Origin of the sequence: Streptomyces sp. NPDC002602, assembly GCF_042889445.1 — a bacterium.
Lineage (GTDB): Bacteria > Actinomycetota > Actinomycetes > Streptomycetales > Streptomycetaceae > Streptomyces.
In genome coordinates, this window is the sequence record NZ_JBIAQX010000008.1 from 246,988 (window position 1) to 262,498 (window position 15,511).

At 74.4% G+C, this 15,511-nt stretch carries 12 protein-coding genes; 5 read left to right on the plus strand and 7 right to left on the minus strand.

Annotated elements, in window-relative coordinates; translation table 11 throughout:
- Nucleotides 1-21 precede the first annotated feature (21 nt).
- Nucleotides 22-996 carry a helix-turn-helix domain-containing protein gene (locus ACFYW3_RS22985; protein ID WP_351761736.1) on the plus strand — a complete coding sequence of 325 codons (975 nt, stop codon included), beginning with the start codon at nucleotides 22-24 and terminating at the stop codon, nucleotides 994-996.
- On the opposite strand, the gene ACFYW3_RS22990 is transcribed toward ACFYW3_RS22985, so the two are convergent.
- Nucleotides 981-1,970, minus strand: a complete 990-nt coding sequence (locus ACFYW3_RS22990) for an alpha/beta hydrolase fold domain-containing protein (RefSeq protein ID WP_389387146.1) — start codon at nucleotides 1,968-1,970, stop codon at nucleotides 981-983. The genes ACFYW3_RS22985 and ACFYW3_RS22990 overlap by 16 nt on opposite strands.
- Before the next feature lie 409 nt (nucleotides 1,971-2,379).
- Between ACFYW3_RS22990 and ACFYW3_RS22995 the strand changes: the two genes are divergently transcribed.
- Nucleotides 2,380-3,378, plus strand: a complete 999-nt coding sequence (locus ACFYW3_RS22995) for a helix-turn-helix domain-containing protein (protein ID WP_351761730.1) — start codon at nucleotides 2,380-2,382, stop codon at nucleotides 3,376-3,378.
- 40 nt (nucleotides 3,379-3,418) lie between these two features.
- On the opposite strand, the gene ACFYW3_RS23000 is transcribed toward ACFYW3_RS22995, so the two are convergent.
- The gene (locus ACFYW3_RS23000) at nucleotides 3,419-4,510 is read right to left on the minus strand and encodes a helix-turn-helix domain-containing protein (protein WP_389387147.1); all 1,092 of its coding nucleotides are present in this window, start codon (nucleotides 4,508-4,510) and stop codon (nucleotides 3,419-3,421) included.
- A gap of 341 nt (nucleotides 4,511-4,851) precedes the next feature.
- On the opposite strand from ACFYW3_RS23000, the gene ACFYW3_RS23005 reads away from it, so the two are divergent.
- Complete coding sequence (locus ACFYW3_RS23005) at nucleotides 4,852-7,626, plus strand: AAA family ATPase (protein ID WP_389387148.1); 2,775 nt, start codon at nucleotides 4,852-4,854, stop codon at nucleotides 7,624-7,626.
- 64 nt (nucleotides 7,627-7,690) lie between these two features.
- Here ACFYW3_RS23005 and ACFYW3_RS23010 read toward each other — a convergent pair whose 3' ends face one another.
- Both ACFYW3_RS23010 and ACFYW3_RS23015 read right to left on the minus strand, forming a co-directional pair.
- Complete coding sequence (locus tag ACFYW3_RS23010) at nucleotides 7,691-10,585, minus strand: AAA family ATPase (RefSeq protein WP_389387149.1); 2,895 nt, start codon at nucleotides 10,583-10,585, stop codon at nucleotides 7,691-7,693.
- A 462-nt stretch (nucleotides 10,586-11,047) separates the two neighbouring features.
- Nucleotides 11,048-11,452 carry a hypothetical protein gene (locus ACFYW3_RS23015; protein WP_351763780.1) on the minus strand — a complete coding sequence of 135 codons (405 nt, stop codon included), beginning with the start codon at nucleotides 11,450-11,452 and terminating at the stop codon, nucleotides 11,048-11,050.
- Between the two features lie 203 nt (nucleotides 11,453-11,655).
- Between ACFYW3_RS23015 and ACFYW3_RS23020 the strand changes: the two genes are divergently transcribed.
- Entirely contained in the window at nucleotides 11,656-11,883 is a 228-nt protein-coding gene (locus tag ACFYW3_RS23020) for a DUF5133 domain-containing protein (RefSeq protein ID WP_266952748.1), read from the plus strand.
- Between the two features lie 123 nt (nucleotides 11,884-12,006).
- Complete coding sequence (locus tag ACFYW3_RS23025) at nucleotides 12,007-12,204, plus strand: CsbD family protein (RefSeq protein WP_351763782.1); 198 nt, start codon at nucleotides 12,007-12,009, stop codon at nucleotides 12,202-12,204.
- Nucleotides 12,205-12,363: 159 nt separating this feature from the next.
- Here the strand turns inward: ACFYW3_RS23025 and ACFYW3_RS23030 are convergent, their stop codons facing one another.
- From ACFYW3_RS23030 to ACFYW3_RS23040, 3 genes are all read right to left on the minus strand, one after another.
- Nucleotides 12,364-13,737: an NAD(P)/FAD-dependent oxidoreductase gene (locus tag ACFYW3_RS23030; protein ID WP_389387150.1), complete on the minus strand. Its 1,374-nt coding sequence runs from the start codon at nucleotides 13,735-13,737 to the stop codon at nucleotides 12,364-12,366.
- 152 nt (nucleotides 13,738-13,889) lie between these two features.
- A complete protein-coding gene (locus tag ACFYW3_RS23035) occupies nucleotides 13,890-14,237 on the minus strand; it encodes a hypothetical protein (RefSeq protein WP_389387151.1) in 348 nt (115 codons plus the stop codon).
- Nucleotides 14,238-14,408: 171 nt separating this feature from the next.
- Complete coding sequence (locus ACFYW3_RS23040) at nucleotides 14,409-15,461, minus strand: mechanosensitive ion channel domain-containing protein (RefSeq protein WP_351762771.1); 1,053 nt, start codon at nucleotides 15,459-15,461, stop codon at nucleotides 14,409-14,411.
- Nucleotides 15,462-15,511: the final 50 nt, after the last annotated feature.

The following is a 15,511-nucleotide window of genomic DNA, read 5'->3' on the forward strand; positions in this document are numbered from 1 at the left end:
AATGCTTCCCTCGCTGGTCACATGGGGGGCGTCGTGCTGCTGTTGGATCTGACCACCGTGGCACCGGGCGAGCGGGTGGCGGCCTTTCACCACACGCTGACCGACGACTCGGTACCCAACCACGTGGTCCACGAGGACGGCGGGGCGTCCATCCACGCGCGGATGGAGCTGTGGCAGGTCGGCGGCCTCCCGCTGTTCTCCACGCGCAACTCGGGCTTCACGGTGCACCGCACGGACCTGCACGTGCGCCGGCACCGCAGCAACCCGGTGGTCTCGATCGCGCTCCAGCCGCACGGGCTCGGCCGGGCCGAACTCGCGGGACAGCGGCAGGTGTTCGGGCCGGATGACATCTGCGTGTTCCACGAACTGACACCGCGGTCCTTCGGTTGGTCCGGCGACGGGGCCTCGCAGTCGCTGATGTTGGACGCCGAGCGGCTCGGCGTCCCGGTCGACACGGTGCTGCGGGCCGGCTTCCGACTGCGCGCCAGCCCCCTGTACGACCTGGTCCTGAACCACCTGCGCGGGCTGTGGCGGGACCCCGGCCGGTTGGAGGGTGACCCCGGCGCCCCGGCACTGGCGAGCGCCACCGTCGAACTCGTCCGCGCGCTGCTGCTCTCGGCCGGGGCCGGCGAACGGGCACCCGAGACCAGGGAGGCCATGGACGACACCCTGGCGTCCCGCGTCCTGGCGCACGCCCGCCGCCACCTCGCCGACCGGAACCTCACTCCCGAGCGCCTGGCGGCGGAACACGCTGTCTCCGTACGCCGGTTGTACGCGGTCCTCAGCCGCGAGGGCATCAGCCTGGAACAGTGGCTCATCACCGAACGCCTCGCGCTGGCACGGCGGATGCTCGCCTCCGCCCGGTACGCGGGTCTCACCGTCGCGGCGGTCGCGGCCCGGTGCGGATTCGCCGGGGCGAGTCACTTCAGCCGCAGGTTCCAGGCAGCGTACGGGCTGACTCCGAGCGAATGGCGCAGGTCTCAACGCACCGGCTGATGCAGGGCGATGTGCAGGGTGTCCGTGATCTGGATGCGGGCCGCGCGGGCGGCGTGCGTGCCGCGGAGCAGGTCGAAGAGGACGAATCCGTGGATGGTGCCGTGGTAGCGGACCGACACCACGGGGACGTCCGCCTCCCTCAGCCGGGCCGCGTACGCCTCGCCCTCGTCGCGCAGCACGTCGGCCTCGGCGGTGAGGACCAGCGCCGGAGGCAGCCCCCTGAGCTGCTCGCTCGACGCCCTGAGCGGGGAGACGGCACGCTGCTCGCGGGTCTCGGCGTCGGGCGCGTACTGCTCCCAGTAGTCCCGCATCGCGGCGCGGCCCAGGAAGTACCCCTCGGCGAACTCCTCGTAGGACGGGGTGTCCATCGCGGCGTCGGTCGCCGGGCAGACCAGGACCTGTTGGAGGAAGCGCGGCCCGCCGCACCGGTTCGCCCTCAGCGTCAGGGCGGCGGCGTGGTGCGCGCCGGCGCTGACGCCGATCACGGCCATCCTGGTCCCGTCGAGACCGCATTCACCCCCCTGGGCGACGATCCAGCGCGCGATGGTGTGGGCCTGCTCGACGGCGCCGGGGTGGCGTGCGTCGCCCGGAACGTCGTACTCGGGGATGACCACGGCGGCATCGGCGCCGAGGACGAGGTCGGTGACCAGTCGCCGGTGCGCGTAGGCGTCGGTCAGCATCCAGCCCAGTCCGTGCAGGTAGAGGACCACCGGCAGCGGGCCGTCGCTGTCGGCCGGGCGCAGGATCCGTACGCGGATCCGCCGTCCCCCCGGGCCCGGGACGGCCAGCCACTCCTCCACGACATCGGGTTCGGGCGGCGCGTCGCCCCCGTCCCAGAGGTCAGACACGCGGGCGCGCGAGGCGGCGATGTCGAGCCCGTCGCGTTCCGTCGGACACGAGTGGCGCCGCACGAAGGCCCGGACCTGGCGTTCGAGAACGGGTCCCGGCCGGTCGGCCTCGACGTCGTTGTTCACGGGCACTCCTGCACGGGCACTCCTGCTGCACGGGGCGTGGCCGCGGGCCTTCGACGGAGCGGCCCCTGACGGCCCCCCCACGGCCGGGCAGGCTGGCGCTCGGTGCCGGATCCGGTCTTGCCGCGGCACCGGGGGCCCACCCTACGGAACGCCGGACGGGACTTCGACGGCGGCACCGTGCCCGAACGTGACGCTGCGCGCACAGTTCGCCGGGCACCCGGCTCGCCGGCGCGGGAGTGCGCGGCGAGCGCGGGAACGGCCGGCCCGTGACCGCGCCCGTCGACGGCAGTCATATGACCTACCAGTGGTCGCCGGTGGCGCCACAGACTCGGCTGCAGTACCGCGGGAGGGCAGCCGCCCCTTCCCCCGTGCGTCCTGTTGTTCTCCGAGGCGGCCGAAGGGAGTCTGCGTGCGTGCTCTCACCGCACCTGCCGCACCACCGGATGCCGACGCGGAGCGGAACACCGACGGCGCCGCCGAGCTCGCGCGCTGGCTGGCGCCCGTCTCGCGCGGCGCCCGGGCACACGAGCCCGAGGGCGACGCCCCCCGGTGTCGCGGTTTCGGATACCTGCGCCTGTTCCTCTGGCAGGCGGCGCCCGCACAACTGAGTCGTACACCTCGGACGGTGGCGCGAGAGCCCCTGGACGCCGTCGCCGTCGTACTTCCCCGGCACGGCACGACCGCCGTCACCCAGGACGGCCGCGGCGCCAGGGTCGGAGCGGGCGAGCTGACCCTGATCGACCTGCGCCGGCCGTTCGCGATGGAGCGCGCCGAGGGGGCATCGGTACTGCTCTGCCGGCTGCCGGCGCACGTCCTGGGGCCGTCGGTGGCGGACCTGCGTCCCGTCCTCGGGCGCGTCCTGCCGGTCGACGGGGACGGTGTGGCGGCGCTGCTGGGGCCCCTGCTGCAGGGTCTCGGCGCGTCGACCGACGCGATGTCCGTGTCGGTCGGCGAGCGACTGGGCGGTGTCGTCACGGAGTTCGTGGCCGCGCTCGTGAACGAGTGGAACGAGGAACCGCAGGAGCCGGGCGGTCCCGCCTGCCCGGGGCGTGAGGCGCTGCTCCGCGCCGTCCGGGAGCACATCGATCGCCACCTCGGCGACCCGGACCTGTCCCCGGAACGCATAGCGGCGGCCCACGGCATCTCGGTCCGCTACCTGCACCGGCTCTTCGAGGCGGAGGACATCACCGTGGGCAGGCTGGTCCACCGGCGGCGCGTCGAGCAGTGCGAGCGGGAGCTGAGCCGGCGCGGTCGGGTGAGCCCGTCCATCTCGGCGGTGGCCCAACGCTGGGGCTTTCGCAGCCCCGCGCACTTCAGCCGGGCCTTCAAGGCCGTGTACGGGCACTCGCCGCGCCAGTGGCGGGCGGCCGCCCTCGGCGCCGCGGACTCCGCGCCCCCGCGAGCGTGACGCGGCACGGAACCCGGCGCCCCCGGGGACAGGCCGGGGTTCAGCCGGCGGGGTTCCCCGGCGGCCGGACCCGGGAGTCGCGCCAGTCGCTCGGCGACATTCCGTAGGCTGTACGGAAACTGCGGCTGAAGTGGGCCGCGCTGGCGAACCCCCAACGACCGGCGACGACGGCCACGCCGGTGTCGGTGCGTCCGGGCCGGGCCAGCTCCCGGCGCGCCTCCTCCAGCCGGCGGTGCTGGATCCAGCGCCCGACCGTGCTGTCGTGCTCCGAGAAGAGGTTGTGCAGATGGCGGATCGACACGTGGTGCGCGGCGGCGACGGTCACGGGTGAGAGTCCGCGGTCCCAGAGGGACTCGTCGATGTGGGCGCGCAGCCTGCGGGTGAGCTCCTCTCGCTCGTGCCGCCGTGCCGGCCGTGCCCCGTTGTCGCCCGCCTCGACCGCCAGGGCGGCGACGAGTTCGGCGACGTTGCCGGCCAGGTGCAGGGCCGTGCGCGCCGAGTATCCCGGGGCCTCCTCGGCCAGGGTCCGCAGGAGGGGCGCGAGCAGCGATGCCACCGGGCCGCGCAGGGGCAGGTCCCGGCGGACCAGGTCGCGGATCCGCTCACCGGTGACGGCGAGGGAGGCGCACGGAATCCGCAGGAGGTGCAGGCGAAAGCCCTCGTACGCGTGGAGGGCGAAGGGCGTCGAGCCGTCCAGGACGAACAGGTCCGACGGGCACAGGGCCGCCTCCGGTTCCCCCTGCCCGGCGGGGTGCGCGTCCGGGCCGCCGGGGACCAACCGTGCACGACCGTCGGAGAGGACGCCCAGCAGGAGGTGCCCGCCGGGCGTGGTCGAGGCGTCCAGGGCGAGGGTGGTCCGGGCCGGGCCTCGGACCGTGCTCACGTGGAGGAAGCCCAGGGTGCGGGAGTCGGCCCGGCCGGTGAAACGGGCGGCTTCGCGGTCGGTGACGACCAGGGGGACGAAGGCCTCCGCGACGCCCGCCCCGACGGACGCGGGTCCCGGGGCCGCCCCCGTGTCCGTGACCGCGCCCGCGTTCCCGCTGGTGTCCGCGTTCATGTGGGTGTCCGCGTTCGCGTTGATGTCCGCGTTCGCGTTGGTGTCCGACCGATCCGCGCCGGCGGTTCGGGACATGGATGTCAGGCTCATGCGGCCCCCTGATCTGTGCGCTGCCCCGGAGGCCGAGGCGTTGTGCCGGAATCCGGGCCGCGCGCGGCGCGCCTGCCCTCGCCCCTCAGCCTGCGCCGGGACGGTCCGGATCGGTAGGGCGCGGGGCGTTCGGTGCACCGAGGAGCAACAGCCGTGCAGGCTGGGGCAACAGCGGGCGTCGTCGCGACGCTCGCGCGGGTACGGGATAATGACGTGGCACTCGAACGTCGCCGCCGCGCGGGCGGATCGAGGCGGAAGGGGCTGGGGGCGGCCGCTTCCGGTGAGCGTGACGGCCCGGCCCACGCCCCGGCCGGCTGGGGGGATCCGTGGTCACCGAGAACACCGTGGTCACCGAGAACACCGGCTTCATCGGACCGCGTCTCGTCGGCCGCCGGCGCGAACGTCTGCTGCTGGAGCGGGCGCTGCGGAGCGCCCGGTCCGGTTCGGGCGGTTCGTCGACGGTCCTGCGGGGCGACGCGGGGATCGGCAAGACCGCGCTGCTGGACTGGACGGCTGCACGCGCCACCGAGGCCGGGTTGACGGTCCTGCGCGCCGTCGGCGCGGAGGCCGAGCTGGCGACCGCCTTCGGTGTACTGGGCCAGGTACTGCGACCGCTGCTGGGCGGCTCGCGGGCACTCCCGGAACACCAACGGGCCGCCCTGGAAAGCGCGCTGGGGATCCGGGAAGGCCTTCCGCCGGGAGGGTTCACGGTCGGAGCGGCGGCGCTCGGGCTGCTCGCGGAGGCGGCGCGCCGCCGGCCGTTGCTGATCCTGGTGGACGACCTGCACTGTGTCGACTCCTCCAGCAGGGCCGTCTTCGCCTTCCTCCGGCACCGGATCTGCGATCTCCCCCTGGTGATGGTGTTCACGACGCGCCCGGACGGCTCCGCTCTGGAGGGGTGGTCCACCCATCCCGTGGACGTGGACGCGCTGTCGGGCGACGACGCCGCCACCCTGCTGCGTCAGTGGCATCCGGGCCTGGCCGGCACCACGGCCGCGCGGGTCGTGGACGAGGCGGCCGGCAATCCGCTCGCCCTGGCCGAACTGCCGAGGCAGTTGGGCCGGGAGCACCGGCGGGGCACCGTGCCGCTGCCGGAGCGCCTGCCCCTCGGGCAACGGCTGGAGCGGCTGTTCGCACAACGTCTGGAGTCGCTGTCCGCGGAGACGACGAGGGTGCTGCTGGCGGCCGCCCTCGGCGGCGACGGGTCCGCCGGGCAGGCGGGCACGTGGTGGCGGGCGGCCGGCGGGGACCGGGCGGAGCGGGTGCTCGACCGGATCGAGGCGAGCGGTCTCGCCCGGCTGGACCACGCCGGGAGGCTGGTGTTCCGGCATCCGCTGGTGCGCAGCGCGGTCATCGCCTCGGCCTCGGAGGCGGAGCGGCGGGCCGCCCACCAAGCCCTGGCGGAGGACCTGCCCGAGGGGGACGTACGGCGTCTCCTGCACGAGGCTTCCGCCGCCGAGGCGCCGGGCGAGCCGCTCGCCGCGCGACTCCAGCAGGCCGGATCGCGGCTCGCGCTCCGCGGGGGCGACGCGGAGGGGGCGCTGCTCCTGGACCGCGCGGCGGCGCACAGCACCGACCCCGACGACAGGGCGAGACGCCTGACCCTGGCCGCGGTGATGTCGGCGCGCGGCGGTCGGCTTCCGTACGCGGCGCGGCTGGTCGAGGAGCTCAAACAGGGTCCGGTGCCGGCGGACATCGCCCCCTTGTTCGCTTACGCGGTCGTGTACGTGGACCAGAGCCATCACGTGGACTTCGACTCGTCGTTCACGCTGCTGCCGCAGGCCATCGCGGGCCTTGCCGCCGCCGGCGGGGAGCCGTTCGGCGACCTGGTGGAACAGGCCTTCTTCAAACTGTTGCTGGCCACGGCGTACACCGGCGATGCCCGGGGGCGGCGGGCCTTGGAGGCGCACCTGGGGCAGGTCTCCCCGGCCGCCCGTCTGTGCCACCGCGCCTGGGCCGATCCGCCCCGTACCGCGCACGGCGTGGAGAGCGAGCTGCGGGCGATGTTCGAGCGCTTGGCGACGGGACGGGAGGCGGGGCACTCCTGGCTGCTGCTGTGGACCGCCTGCGCGGTGGACGGCGCGGACTCGGGTCTGTGGCGGCTCTTCGCCGGGCAGCACGCGTTCGCCACCCAGGGTTCCGTGGCCAAGGCCAAGTGTTATCGGCACTTCCTGCGGGGCCGTTGGGACATGGCGGAGGACTGCCTGCGGGAGGCGGACGCCGCGGAGGAACTCGGCTACCACTGCAACGCGTTGTTGTTCCGTCACTACCACGCCCACTTCCTTGCGGGAAGGGGCGACGAGGAGGGGCTGCGCGAGATCACGGCCCGGATCGAGCCGGCCGCGACGAAGGCCGGAATGCGTTTCGTCACCGACCACCTGGCCCATCTGGGTGCGCTGGCCGCGCTGGCGCACGGGCGGTACGAGGAGGCGTACGGCCGGCTGCGCCGGTTGATGGCACCGGGCGAACTGCCTCTCGGGCTGCCCTGGTTCCACCTGCCCTTCTTCGACTTCGTCCTGGCGGCAGTGCGGTGCGGGAGGTGGGCGGAGGCCGTGGTCCACGTGGCCGCCGCGCGTGCGGCCCGGATGGAGGAGATCTCCGAGCACCACGCCTTCCTGCTCGCGGCGGCGGACGCGCTGACGGTCGGCTCGGAGGAGGACGACGCCGAGGAGGCCGACGCACGGTACGCCGCCGCGTACGCCGTACCGGGCGCCGGCCGGTGGGTCTTCGAACTGGCCCGGCTGCGGCTGGCCCACGGTTCCCGGCTGCGCCGGCGGGGTCGGCGGGACGAGGCCGAGGAAGTGCTGCGTACGGCGTACCACTCCTTCCTGGAGTTGCGGGCCGATCCGTGGGCCGAGCAGTGCCGGGAGGAGCTGCGCGCGGCGGGACGGTCGGTGGACGGCGGCGCGGCCGGCCGGGAGCCGCTCACGCCCCAGGAGTTGCGCATCGCGCGTCTGGTGGCCACCGGGCTGACGAACAAGGAGATCGGCGCGGCGCTGCGGCTGTCGCCGCGTACCGTCGCCGGGCACCTCTACAAGGTCTTCCCCAAGCTCGGGATCACCTCGCGGGCCGCGGTGGCCCGGGCGCTGGCGGACGTCTGAGCGGAAGCCCGGCGGCGCGTCCCACCGCGCGGCGGCCGTCGGCCGGCTCCCCCGCTGCCCGTGACTACGGTCCGCAGGAGCGCCGTTGGGCGTCGTCCGTCCCCGCCTCGCGCAGGGCGCGGGCCATCGCGCCCCGGGTGGTGATGCCCAGCTTGGGAAAGATCTTGTAGAGGTGTGCGCCGACGGTGCGGGGGGACAGCCTCAGACGTGCGCCGATCTCTCGGTTGGTCAGCCCCTCGGCGGCCAGTTCGGCGATTCTCGACTCCTGTGCGGAGAGCGGGTTCCGGAGTTCGCCGGCGGGACGTTCGGCTCCCGCCGCCTCCGAGCCCGGTCCTCCGGCGGCGGCGAGTTCCCGGGCCGCCTGCCCCGCCCAGGGCGCGGCCCGCAGCCGCTCGAACACGGCGTGCGCGGCCGTCAGCCGGGCGGCGGCTTCCCGGCGTCGGGAGCGGCGTCGCAGGCAGGCTCCGTGGGCCAGGTGGAGTCGGGCCAGTTCGAAGGGCCATTCCTCGGCTCCGGGCAGGGCGTAGGCGGCCTCGTACCGGTCCTCGGCCGCGTCGTCGGCCGCCGCCAGGGCCTCGGCCGCGGCCACCAGGAAGGCGTGGTGGGGGGAGACGGCCCCGATCCCGGCCTCGCGCACCGCGCGCAGGTGGGCCTGCGCCTCGACCCGGTGGCCGGTCTCCACGGCGGCCTGGGCGAAGTCCAACAGGGTCAGCTGGATCCAGGGCAGACGCGGCAGCGGAACGCCCGGCGGGGTGAGGGACCGTACGTGGTGCCAGGCCTCCCCGGCTCGACCGTGCCCCAGGGCGCAGAGCGCCCTCAGGCCGAGCAGCCTGCCCGTGACCAGCCGCAGGTGCCGGTCGGCCGCCCAGGGCGACAGGGTCCGCGCGACCGCCTCCAGGCCGGCGGTGTCGCCCCGGCCGGCGAGGACCTGGCCGTGGTGGAGGAGGAACATCATCTCGTTGAAGCCGTAGCCGTGGGCGGCCGAGGCGGCGGCGCCCCGACGGGCGAGGGCGAGGGACTGGTCCCACCGGCCGTGGAGGAAGTCGTCGTGGGTGCGGGCGAGTTCGATGAACGCCTGGGTGACGTAGGTGCTCCGGGACGACAGGCGGTCCCACAGCTCGGCGTGGTCGCCGACGGCGTCGACGGCCATCGCCGTCCACAGGAGCAGCCGGGCGGCGAGGGGGTCCGCCGGCCCGGCCGCCTGCGCCGCGACGGCGGCCCGCAGCCGGGCGGGTACCTCCCGTGCGGTGCGCGGCGGATCGGCCCACGCCTGATGGCACAGCGCGGTCAGTTCCGAGGCCTCCCCGACATGGCGCTCCAGGGCGGCCCGGGCCCGGTCGTCGCCGGTGTGCGAGGCGACGATGACGAGGACGAAGAGCGCCGGTTCGAGCAGGGCCGCGCGCCGCCCCGCGTCGCTGAAGGGGGCCGCGGCGTCCAGCACGGCGGGCAGCCCCTCGACCGCGGGGGTCGGATCCCCGTCGAGGTGGAGCCGTACATAGGCGACCGCCAGGGCGTACAGGGCCGCCGGGCGCGGTGTGCGCGGGCGGGCCTCGTTCTGGGCCTCGGCGAGCAGCCGGTCCGCGAACCTCAGTCGGCCGCCCCGGGCGGCCAGGGCCGCGGCGGCGACGAGGCGTGCGGCCCTGGCCTCCGGGTCGGCGGTCAGTCCGGCGGCGCGCGCCATGACGCTCGCCGCCTCCGCCTCGCCTCCGCGTTCCGCCATGGTCCGTGCCGCCGAGGCCAGCCGGGCGGCCAGGTCGTCGTCGGGGCCGATGGCGGCCGCCGCGAGGTGCGCGAGCCGCTGCGGACTGTGCGGGGGCAGGGCTTCGGCGAGCCCGCGGTGGGCGGCGCGGCGCTCCGCGGACGAGGCGGTGTGAACCAGTCCGGCGCGCACCAGGGGGTGGTGGAAGCGCACGCGGCCCGTCCTCGGGTCGACGCGCGCGAGTCCGGAGTCCTCGATCCGCCGCCACGTGCCGGCCGTCCGCGCCCCGATGGTCGTGTGCGTGTCGTCGGCCGTGCGGGCGCCGCCGGCCTCCGCGGGCGCGGCGCTCTCCCCCGCGGCCGCGCCGGGCGTCGCCGAACCGCCGAGTGCCGCGAGCAGCAGGAGGTGGTGGGCATCCTCGGGGAGGGCGCGCAGCCGGTCCTCGTACAGTCTGCCGAGACGTTCGCCCAGCGGCAGTTCGCCGAGCAGTTCTCCGGTCTCCGGATCGACGTGGACGGCGAGCCGGTCCGGGGCGGCCCGTTCCAACTCCGCGGGCAGGTCCCGCAGGGCGAGGGGGTTGCCGCCCGCCGCGCGCAGGACACGGCGGCGCGCCCACTCGGCGAGGTGGGGGTGCAGGGCGCGCAGCAGGTCGCCGGCGCGCGCGTCGTCGAGTGGTTCGAGATCGATCGGCCGGCCGGCCCCCCGTACGGCGTAGCGGCTCCCGTGGCGGGTGGCGCCGATGACGACGAGCGGGAGCCCGGCCGCCCGTGACCCGATGAGCCGGAACACGGCGGCGCTGGACGGGTCCGCCCACTGAAGGCCGTCGAGGAGCAGGACGATCGGCCGGCGGGAGGCGGCCCGGGCCAACAGCGCGAGCGCGGCACCGGCCACCTCCCCCGCCTCGGGTGCCTCGTCCGCCCGTACCCCCAAGGCCGCTTCCAGCAGGTGTCGTTGGCCGTCCGGGAGGCTGTGGGCGGTGTCGAGCAGCGGCCAGAGCACCTGGTGCAGGGCCGCGAACGAAAGTACCGACTCGGCCTCGGTCCCGGCCATCCGAAGCACGCGCAGACCGGCGTGAACGGCCCGCTCCTCGGCCCAGTCGAGGAGGGCGGTCTTCCCCATCCCGGGATCGCCGCGCAACAGGAACGCCGCTCCCGTCGAACGAACGGCGTCCAGTGCCGGAGCCAGGAGTGCGCGCTCCGGTCCGCGCGCCGCCGGATCCGATGTCGATTCCCCGGGGCGCGCGCCGCTCTCGGTCTCCATGTCGGCTCCGATCCTCACGTGCTTCCCGTCGTCCCGCCGGCGGCTCCCACCACGGCGCGCGCCACCTCATCGAGCGCACAGTAGACCAGCCCCCGATCACGGGCCGAAATCCGAAACCGCAGGTGGAAGGGCGGGCCGGCGCATCTCGGCCCGCCGCGGCGGGCCGTTCGCGCACCGTGGCGCAGGGCGTGTGCGCTCAGCGGCGACAACGCCCCTCCCACGCCCCGGCGTGCCGCCGTCGCCGTGCCCCTGCGCAGGGGTGCGAGTCCTGCCGCCCAGCTTCCCCTGTCGTCCCTGCGGGCCGCGAGCGCGGTACCGGGCAGCCCGGCGAACCACCACCTCACCATCGACCACGGCCGCGCGAGGTCGCCCACACGGCGCAGGCGTTCGTCCGACGCTTCGCCGACCCGGCCGGTCCGCCCGAGGCGGAGCAACCGGCGCGGGCGGCCTCGGGCGGGCCGGTCAGGGCATCTCGTCCGGGTCGCAGCTCGCGCGGCGCAGCCCGATGGTGCGCAGGGCGCGCATCAGGCCGTCGGCGTCACCCTCTCGGACGACGTGTACGGCCCCTTCGGCGGCCACACCGGCCAGTTCGGCGACCAGGGTGTCGGCGCCGGTCCGCAGGACGACCCCGCTCGGCGGGTCCAGGGCGCGTACCCCCCGGAAGACCTCCAGCGCCACCGGGTCGGCGTCGAGGCCGCCGGACAGGGCCAGGACCGTGATGTCGGGGAGCAGGACGCGGGCGTGGGCGAGGGCGACGGCCGCCTCTCGGGCATGGGAGATGACCTGGAAGTGCGGGTTGCTCTGGATGCGCGACCGCAGCCGTTCCAGTTCCTCGCCTTCGGGCACGCCGACCACCAGAACCGTCATCACGGTCACCATCCTCCGTCGCGGCCACCGCCGGGGCGACCCGGGACGGTCCTGGGGCGTCGTCCGGGCCGCTCCGTCCGCGCCCGGAAGTCCAAGGCCGCGAGCCGGGTGCTCCGCGCAGGACCACGGGCCCGTGTGATCGACGAGGAGTGGGGTACACGCCGGCGCAGAGAGATCGACCGCCGGAGAAGGGAACTCCCTCCATGCTGATGGCCCACCCCGCGCTGCTGCCCGCCGCCGTCCGGGAGTACGAGACGCTGAGCCTTCTGAACGCCCTCGAAGGCAGCCCGCGGACGCGGCGGCGGATGGAGGAGGTCGCCGAGCTCCTGTGCACGGCGACGGGGACGGGCAACCCTGACGCGGCCCTGATCGCGGCCCGCTACCGGCTTCCCGGGGCGGGGACCTTCGACGATTCGGTCCTGCCCTCCTGAGGCGGGCATCGGGGCGCGGGACGGGGAGCGCGGCGAGAACCGACGCCGGATTCTCGACGCGCGCCCGTGACCGATATCACCTAGTTTGAACCCCGTCAGCATCCCCAGCATAAGGAGTGCACCATGGCCGACAAGGGCGGCATGGACAAGGCGAAGGGCAAGGCCAAGGAGGTCGCCGGGAAGGTCACCGGCAACGACCGGATGGCCGCCGAGGGCAAGACCGACCAGGCCAAGGGCAAGGCCAAGGAGGCCATGGGCGAGGCCAGGGAGCGCACCCAGGGCGTCAAGGACTCGATGCGGGACAAGCGCACCAAGCCCTGACCCGGCACGCCCGCGCGGGGTCCCCGGACACCGGTCCGGGGACCCCGCGCCGCGTCCGGGCACCGTCCGCGCCCTCGGCGCCGCGTCCGGCGTCGGCGCCGCCGTCAGGTCCGGCGGGCGGAGCCCGCCCGTCCGGGGCTCACATTGCCGACGGGGCACTCAGGCCGGGATGAGCGCTTCCCACTGGTCCCGGGTCGGGCCGTCGTGCCGCGGCGAGAACTCCGGGTGGGCGTCCAGCCAGGAGGTCACGTGGCGGTCCACCTCGTCGGTGCCGTAGGCGTCCTGGGCCGGTCGCACGAGGTGGCGTACCTGGGCTCGGGCTCTCATGACGACGGGATCGTCGAAGGCGCAGGCGGCCAGGGCCGCGGCCCGCCGGTCCGGGGGGCCCGCGCTCTCGGCGAGTCGTTGCTCGTTGGCGCGATCGGCCGCGACCTGTGCGTCGAACCACGGACGGAGGGTCCCCGCGGTCCAGGCGTGGTAGTGGGCGGGGTCCGCGGCGATCAGGTCGGCATGGGTGGCGAGGTGTCGGGCGGCGACCAGGCCGAGGGCGACGCCGTGACCCAGGGTGGGGTTGGTGTGGATGAGACTGTCCCCGACGTTGACCAGGCCGCTGACGACGGGGCCCTCGTCGTCGACCAGGGCGGTCCAGCGGTTGTCCAGGCCGGCCATCGCGAGGACGGCCGACCGGGGTTCGGGGTCCAGGTCGAGCCAGGCGGCGGTGGCGGGGAATCGGCGGGCGGCGGCCTCGAACACGGCGGGGTCGGTGAGCGCGCCGCGGGTCGGATCGCCCGTGGAGAGCACCAGGTGCACCGCGAAGGTGTCGTTGTCGGAAGGGAAGACGCCGGCGAGCGCGAACGACGATGCCGAGCCGGTCTTCACCCGCCCGGGGTCGCGCGGACCGTCGGTACGCAGGCGGTACCAGCGGCACAGGTAGGCGATCCCGGTGCGGTGGCTGTCGACCACGGGTGGCCGGCAACCGGCCTCGATCAGCCAGGCGGGAACCGGCGAGCGACGACCGGACGCGTCGACGACGAGGTCCGCCCCGCACGTTTCCGTTCCCACCCGCACCCCGGTGACCCGGGCCGGGCCACCCCCCTCCACGGTGAGGCCGTCGACCCGGCATCCGCGCCGCACGTCCACGGTGCCCTCCCGCCGCACGGCCGCGGTCAGGGCGGCCTCCAGCACGATGCGGCGGGTGCGCAGGGTCACCAGGTCCTCGTCGCCGGCCCGGTGCGGCGGGTGCTCGCCGAACCAGTCGAAGTCGTGGTACTCCCGGGCCCCGCGTGCCAGCAGGTCCGCGTAGACGTCAGGGGCCTCGGCCCGCAACACGGTGCGCACGGGCGCGAGGAACGAGTGGGGTTGGACGGCCTGGGGGACGCGGGGTCTGTTCCAGTGGAAGAAGTCCCGGTTCGGGTCCTCTCCGGCCTGCCGCGCGTCCTGTTCGAACAACGTGACCGCATGGCCCCGCCGTCCGAGCATGAGCGCCGTCCCCAGCCCGCCGATACCCCCGCCGATCACCGCAACCCGCGCCACCGCATCCCCTTCGCGTCGTGTTGCGGGACGAGCCTACTGCTTGATGATCTCCACTCGAACACCGGCATGGCGGAGCGCCCTGCTCGGCCGGGCCGAGCAGGGTGCTCCGTCGCGCACGATGTCCCGTACAGAGAAGGTGAGTTGACGAGCAGTCAGGCCGCCGCCGTGCCGGCGCTCTCCTCGGCTGCGACGGCCTGCGCGATCGTCTCGTACACGTGCGGCGTGTGGTGGGAGCGGAGCAGGCGCCGCGCCTCGCGTTCGGGGGCCACCACGCTGAGGGTGGCGCCCAGTTCCTGGCACCGTCGTTCGGCCCGCAACACGGTGCTCAGCACCGCCGGGCCGATGAGCGGGGTCGCGACCACCATGACGAGGTGCCGGGGCCGGTACCCGCGGAGCAGTGACTCGAGCTCCCAGAGCGCCGCACCTCGGTTGCTGATGTCCAGGTCTTCGTTGAGACGGATGACCAGCACGCCGTTGTCGAAATCATGGGTGATAGGCACGGGCGGCCCCCTTCGGGCACTCTTGACGGTAACCATCAAATGCCCTGCGACCAGGGCGGGAACACGTTGAAAATGCGTCAGCGTCCAGCGGGGACACCGGTTCGCCCCCCGCGAACCGTCTGCCCCACCGACACCTCGACATGCATGCGCGTTCAACCACCCGGTCGGACGTCAGTGGTCGCCGGAGGCCTCCGCCGCGGGGGACGTGGCGATGCGGGGCAGTGCGTAGGGGTGCTTCTCGGCCAGCCAGGCGACGAGTTGCTCACGGACCGCGCACCGCGTGGTCCACAGGTCGTCCGGGTCCTTCGCCGTGACGATCGCGCGGACCGTGACGGTGCTGGCCGTGGTGTCCGTGACGGCGAGGTCCCAGCCGCGACCGTCCCACTCCTCGCAGGCGTCCAGGATCTCCTTCAGCTTCTCCCGCATCAGCGCGAAGGGCGTGGCGTGATCGCAGTGGATGAACACCGCCCCCGTCATCTGGATCCCACCGCGCGACCAGTTCTCGAACGGACGGCCCGTGAAGTAGGAGACCGGCATGGTGATGCGGCGTTCGTCCCAGGTGCGCACGGCCAGGTAGGTGAGGGTCACTTCCTCCACCACGCCCCACTCCTCGTTCACGACCACCGTGTCGCCGATCCGCACCATGTCCCCGAAGGCGATCTGGAAGCCCGCGAAGAGATTGCCCAGGGTGGACTGGGCGGCGACGCCCGCCACGATGCCGATGATGCCCGCGGAGGCGAGTACGGACGTGCCGATGGCGCGGAAGTCGGGGAAGGTCAGCAGCATCGCGGCCGCCGCGACGACGGCGACGACCGCGGTGACGATCCTCATGATCAGGGTGACCTGGGTCCGGACCCGGCGGACCCGGGAGGGGTCACGGGTGCCGGTCGCGTAGCGGGCGTACGAGGACTCGACCACGGCGGAGGTGATGTGGACGACGAACCACGCACCGGCGCCGATCAGCATCAGGGTCAGCACCTGGCTGACGGCGCCGGCGTGTTCCCGCAAGGGCCGCCAGTCGATCTGCCGGTACGACCCCTTGAGCAGGGCGGCCAGCAGGAACACCTGCAGGGACACCCGGCAACGGCGCAGGCGGTTCCACAGTGGTGTCTCCGGATGTCGCGCGTCGGCGCGGCGCAGCAGCAGGTCGGTGAGCCAGCCCACGGTGAGTGTGAGCACGATCGAGCCGCCTATGACGGTCAGTAGACGCAGAACGGTGTTCATAACTCCTCAGAGCGGATCTCGGCAGGAGACGGACCCCGCCGCTCGTGCCC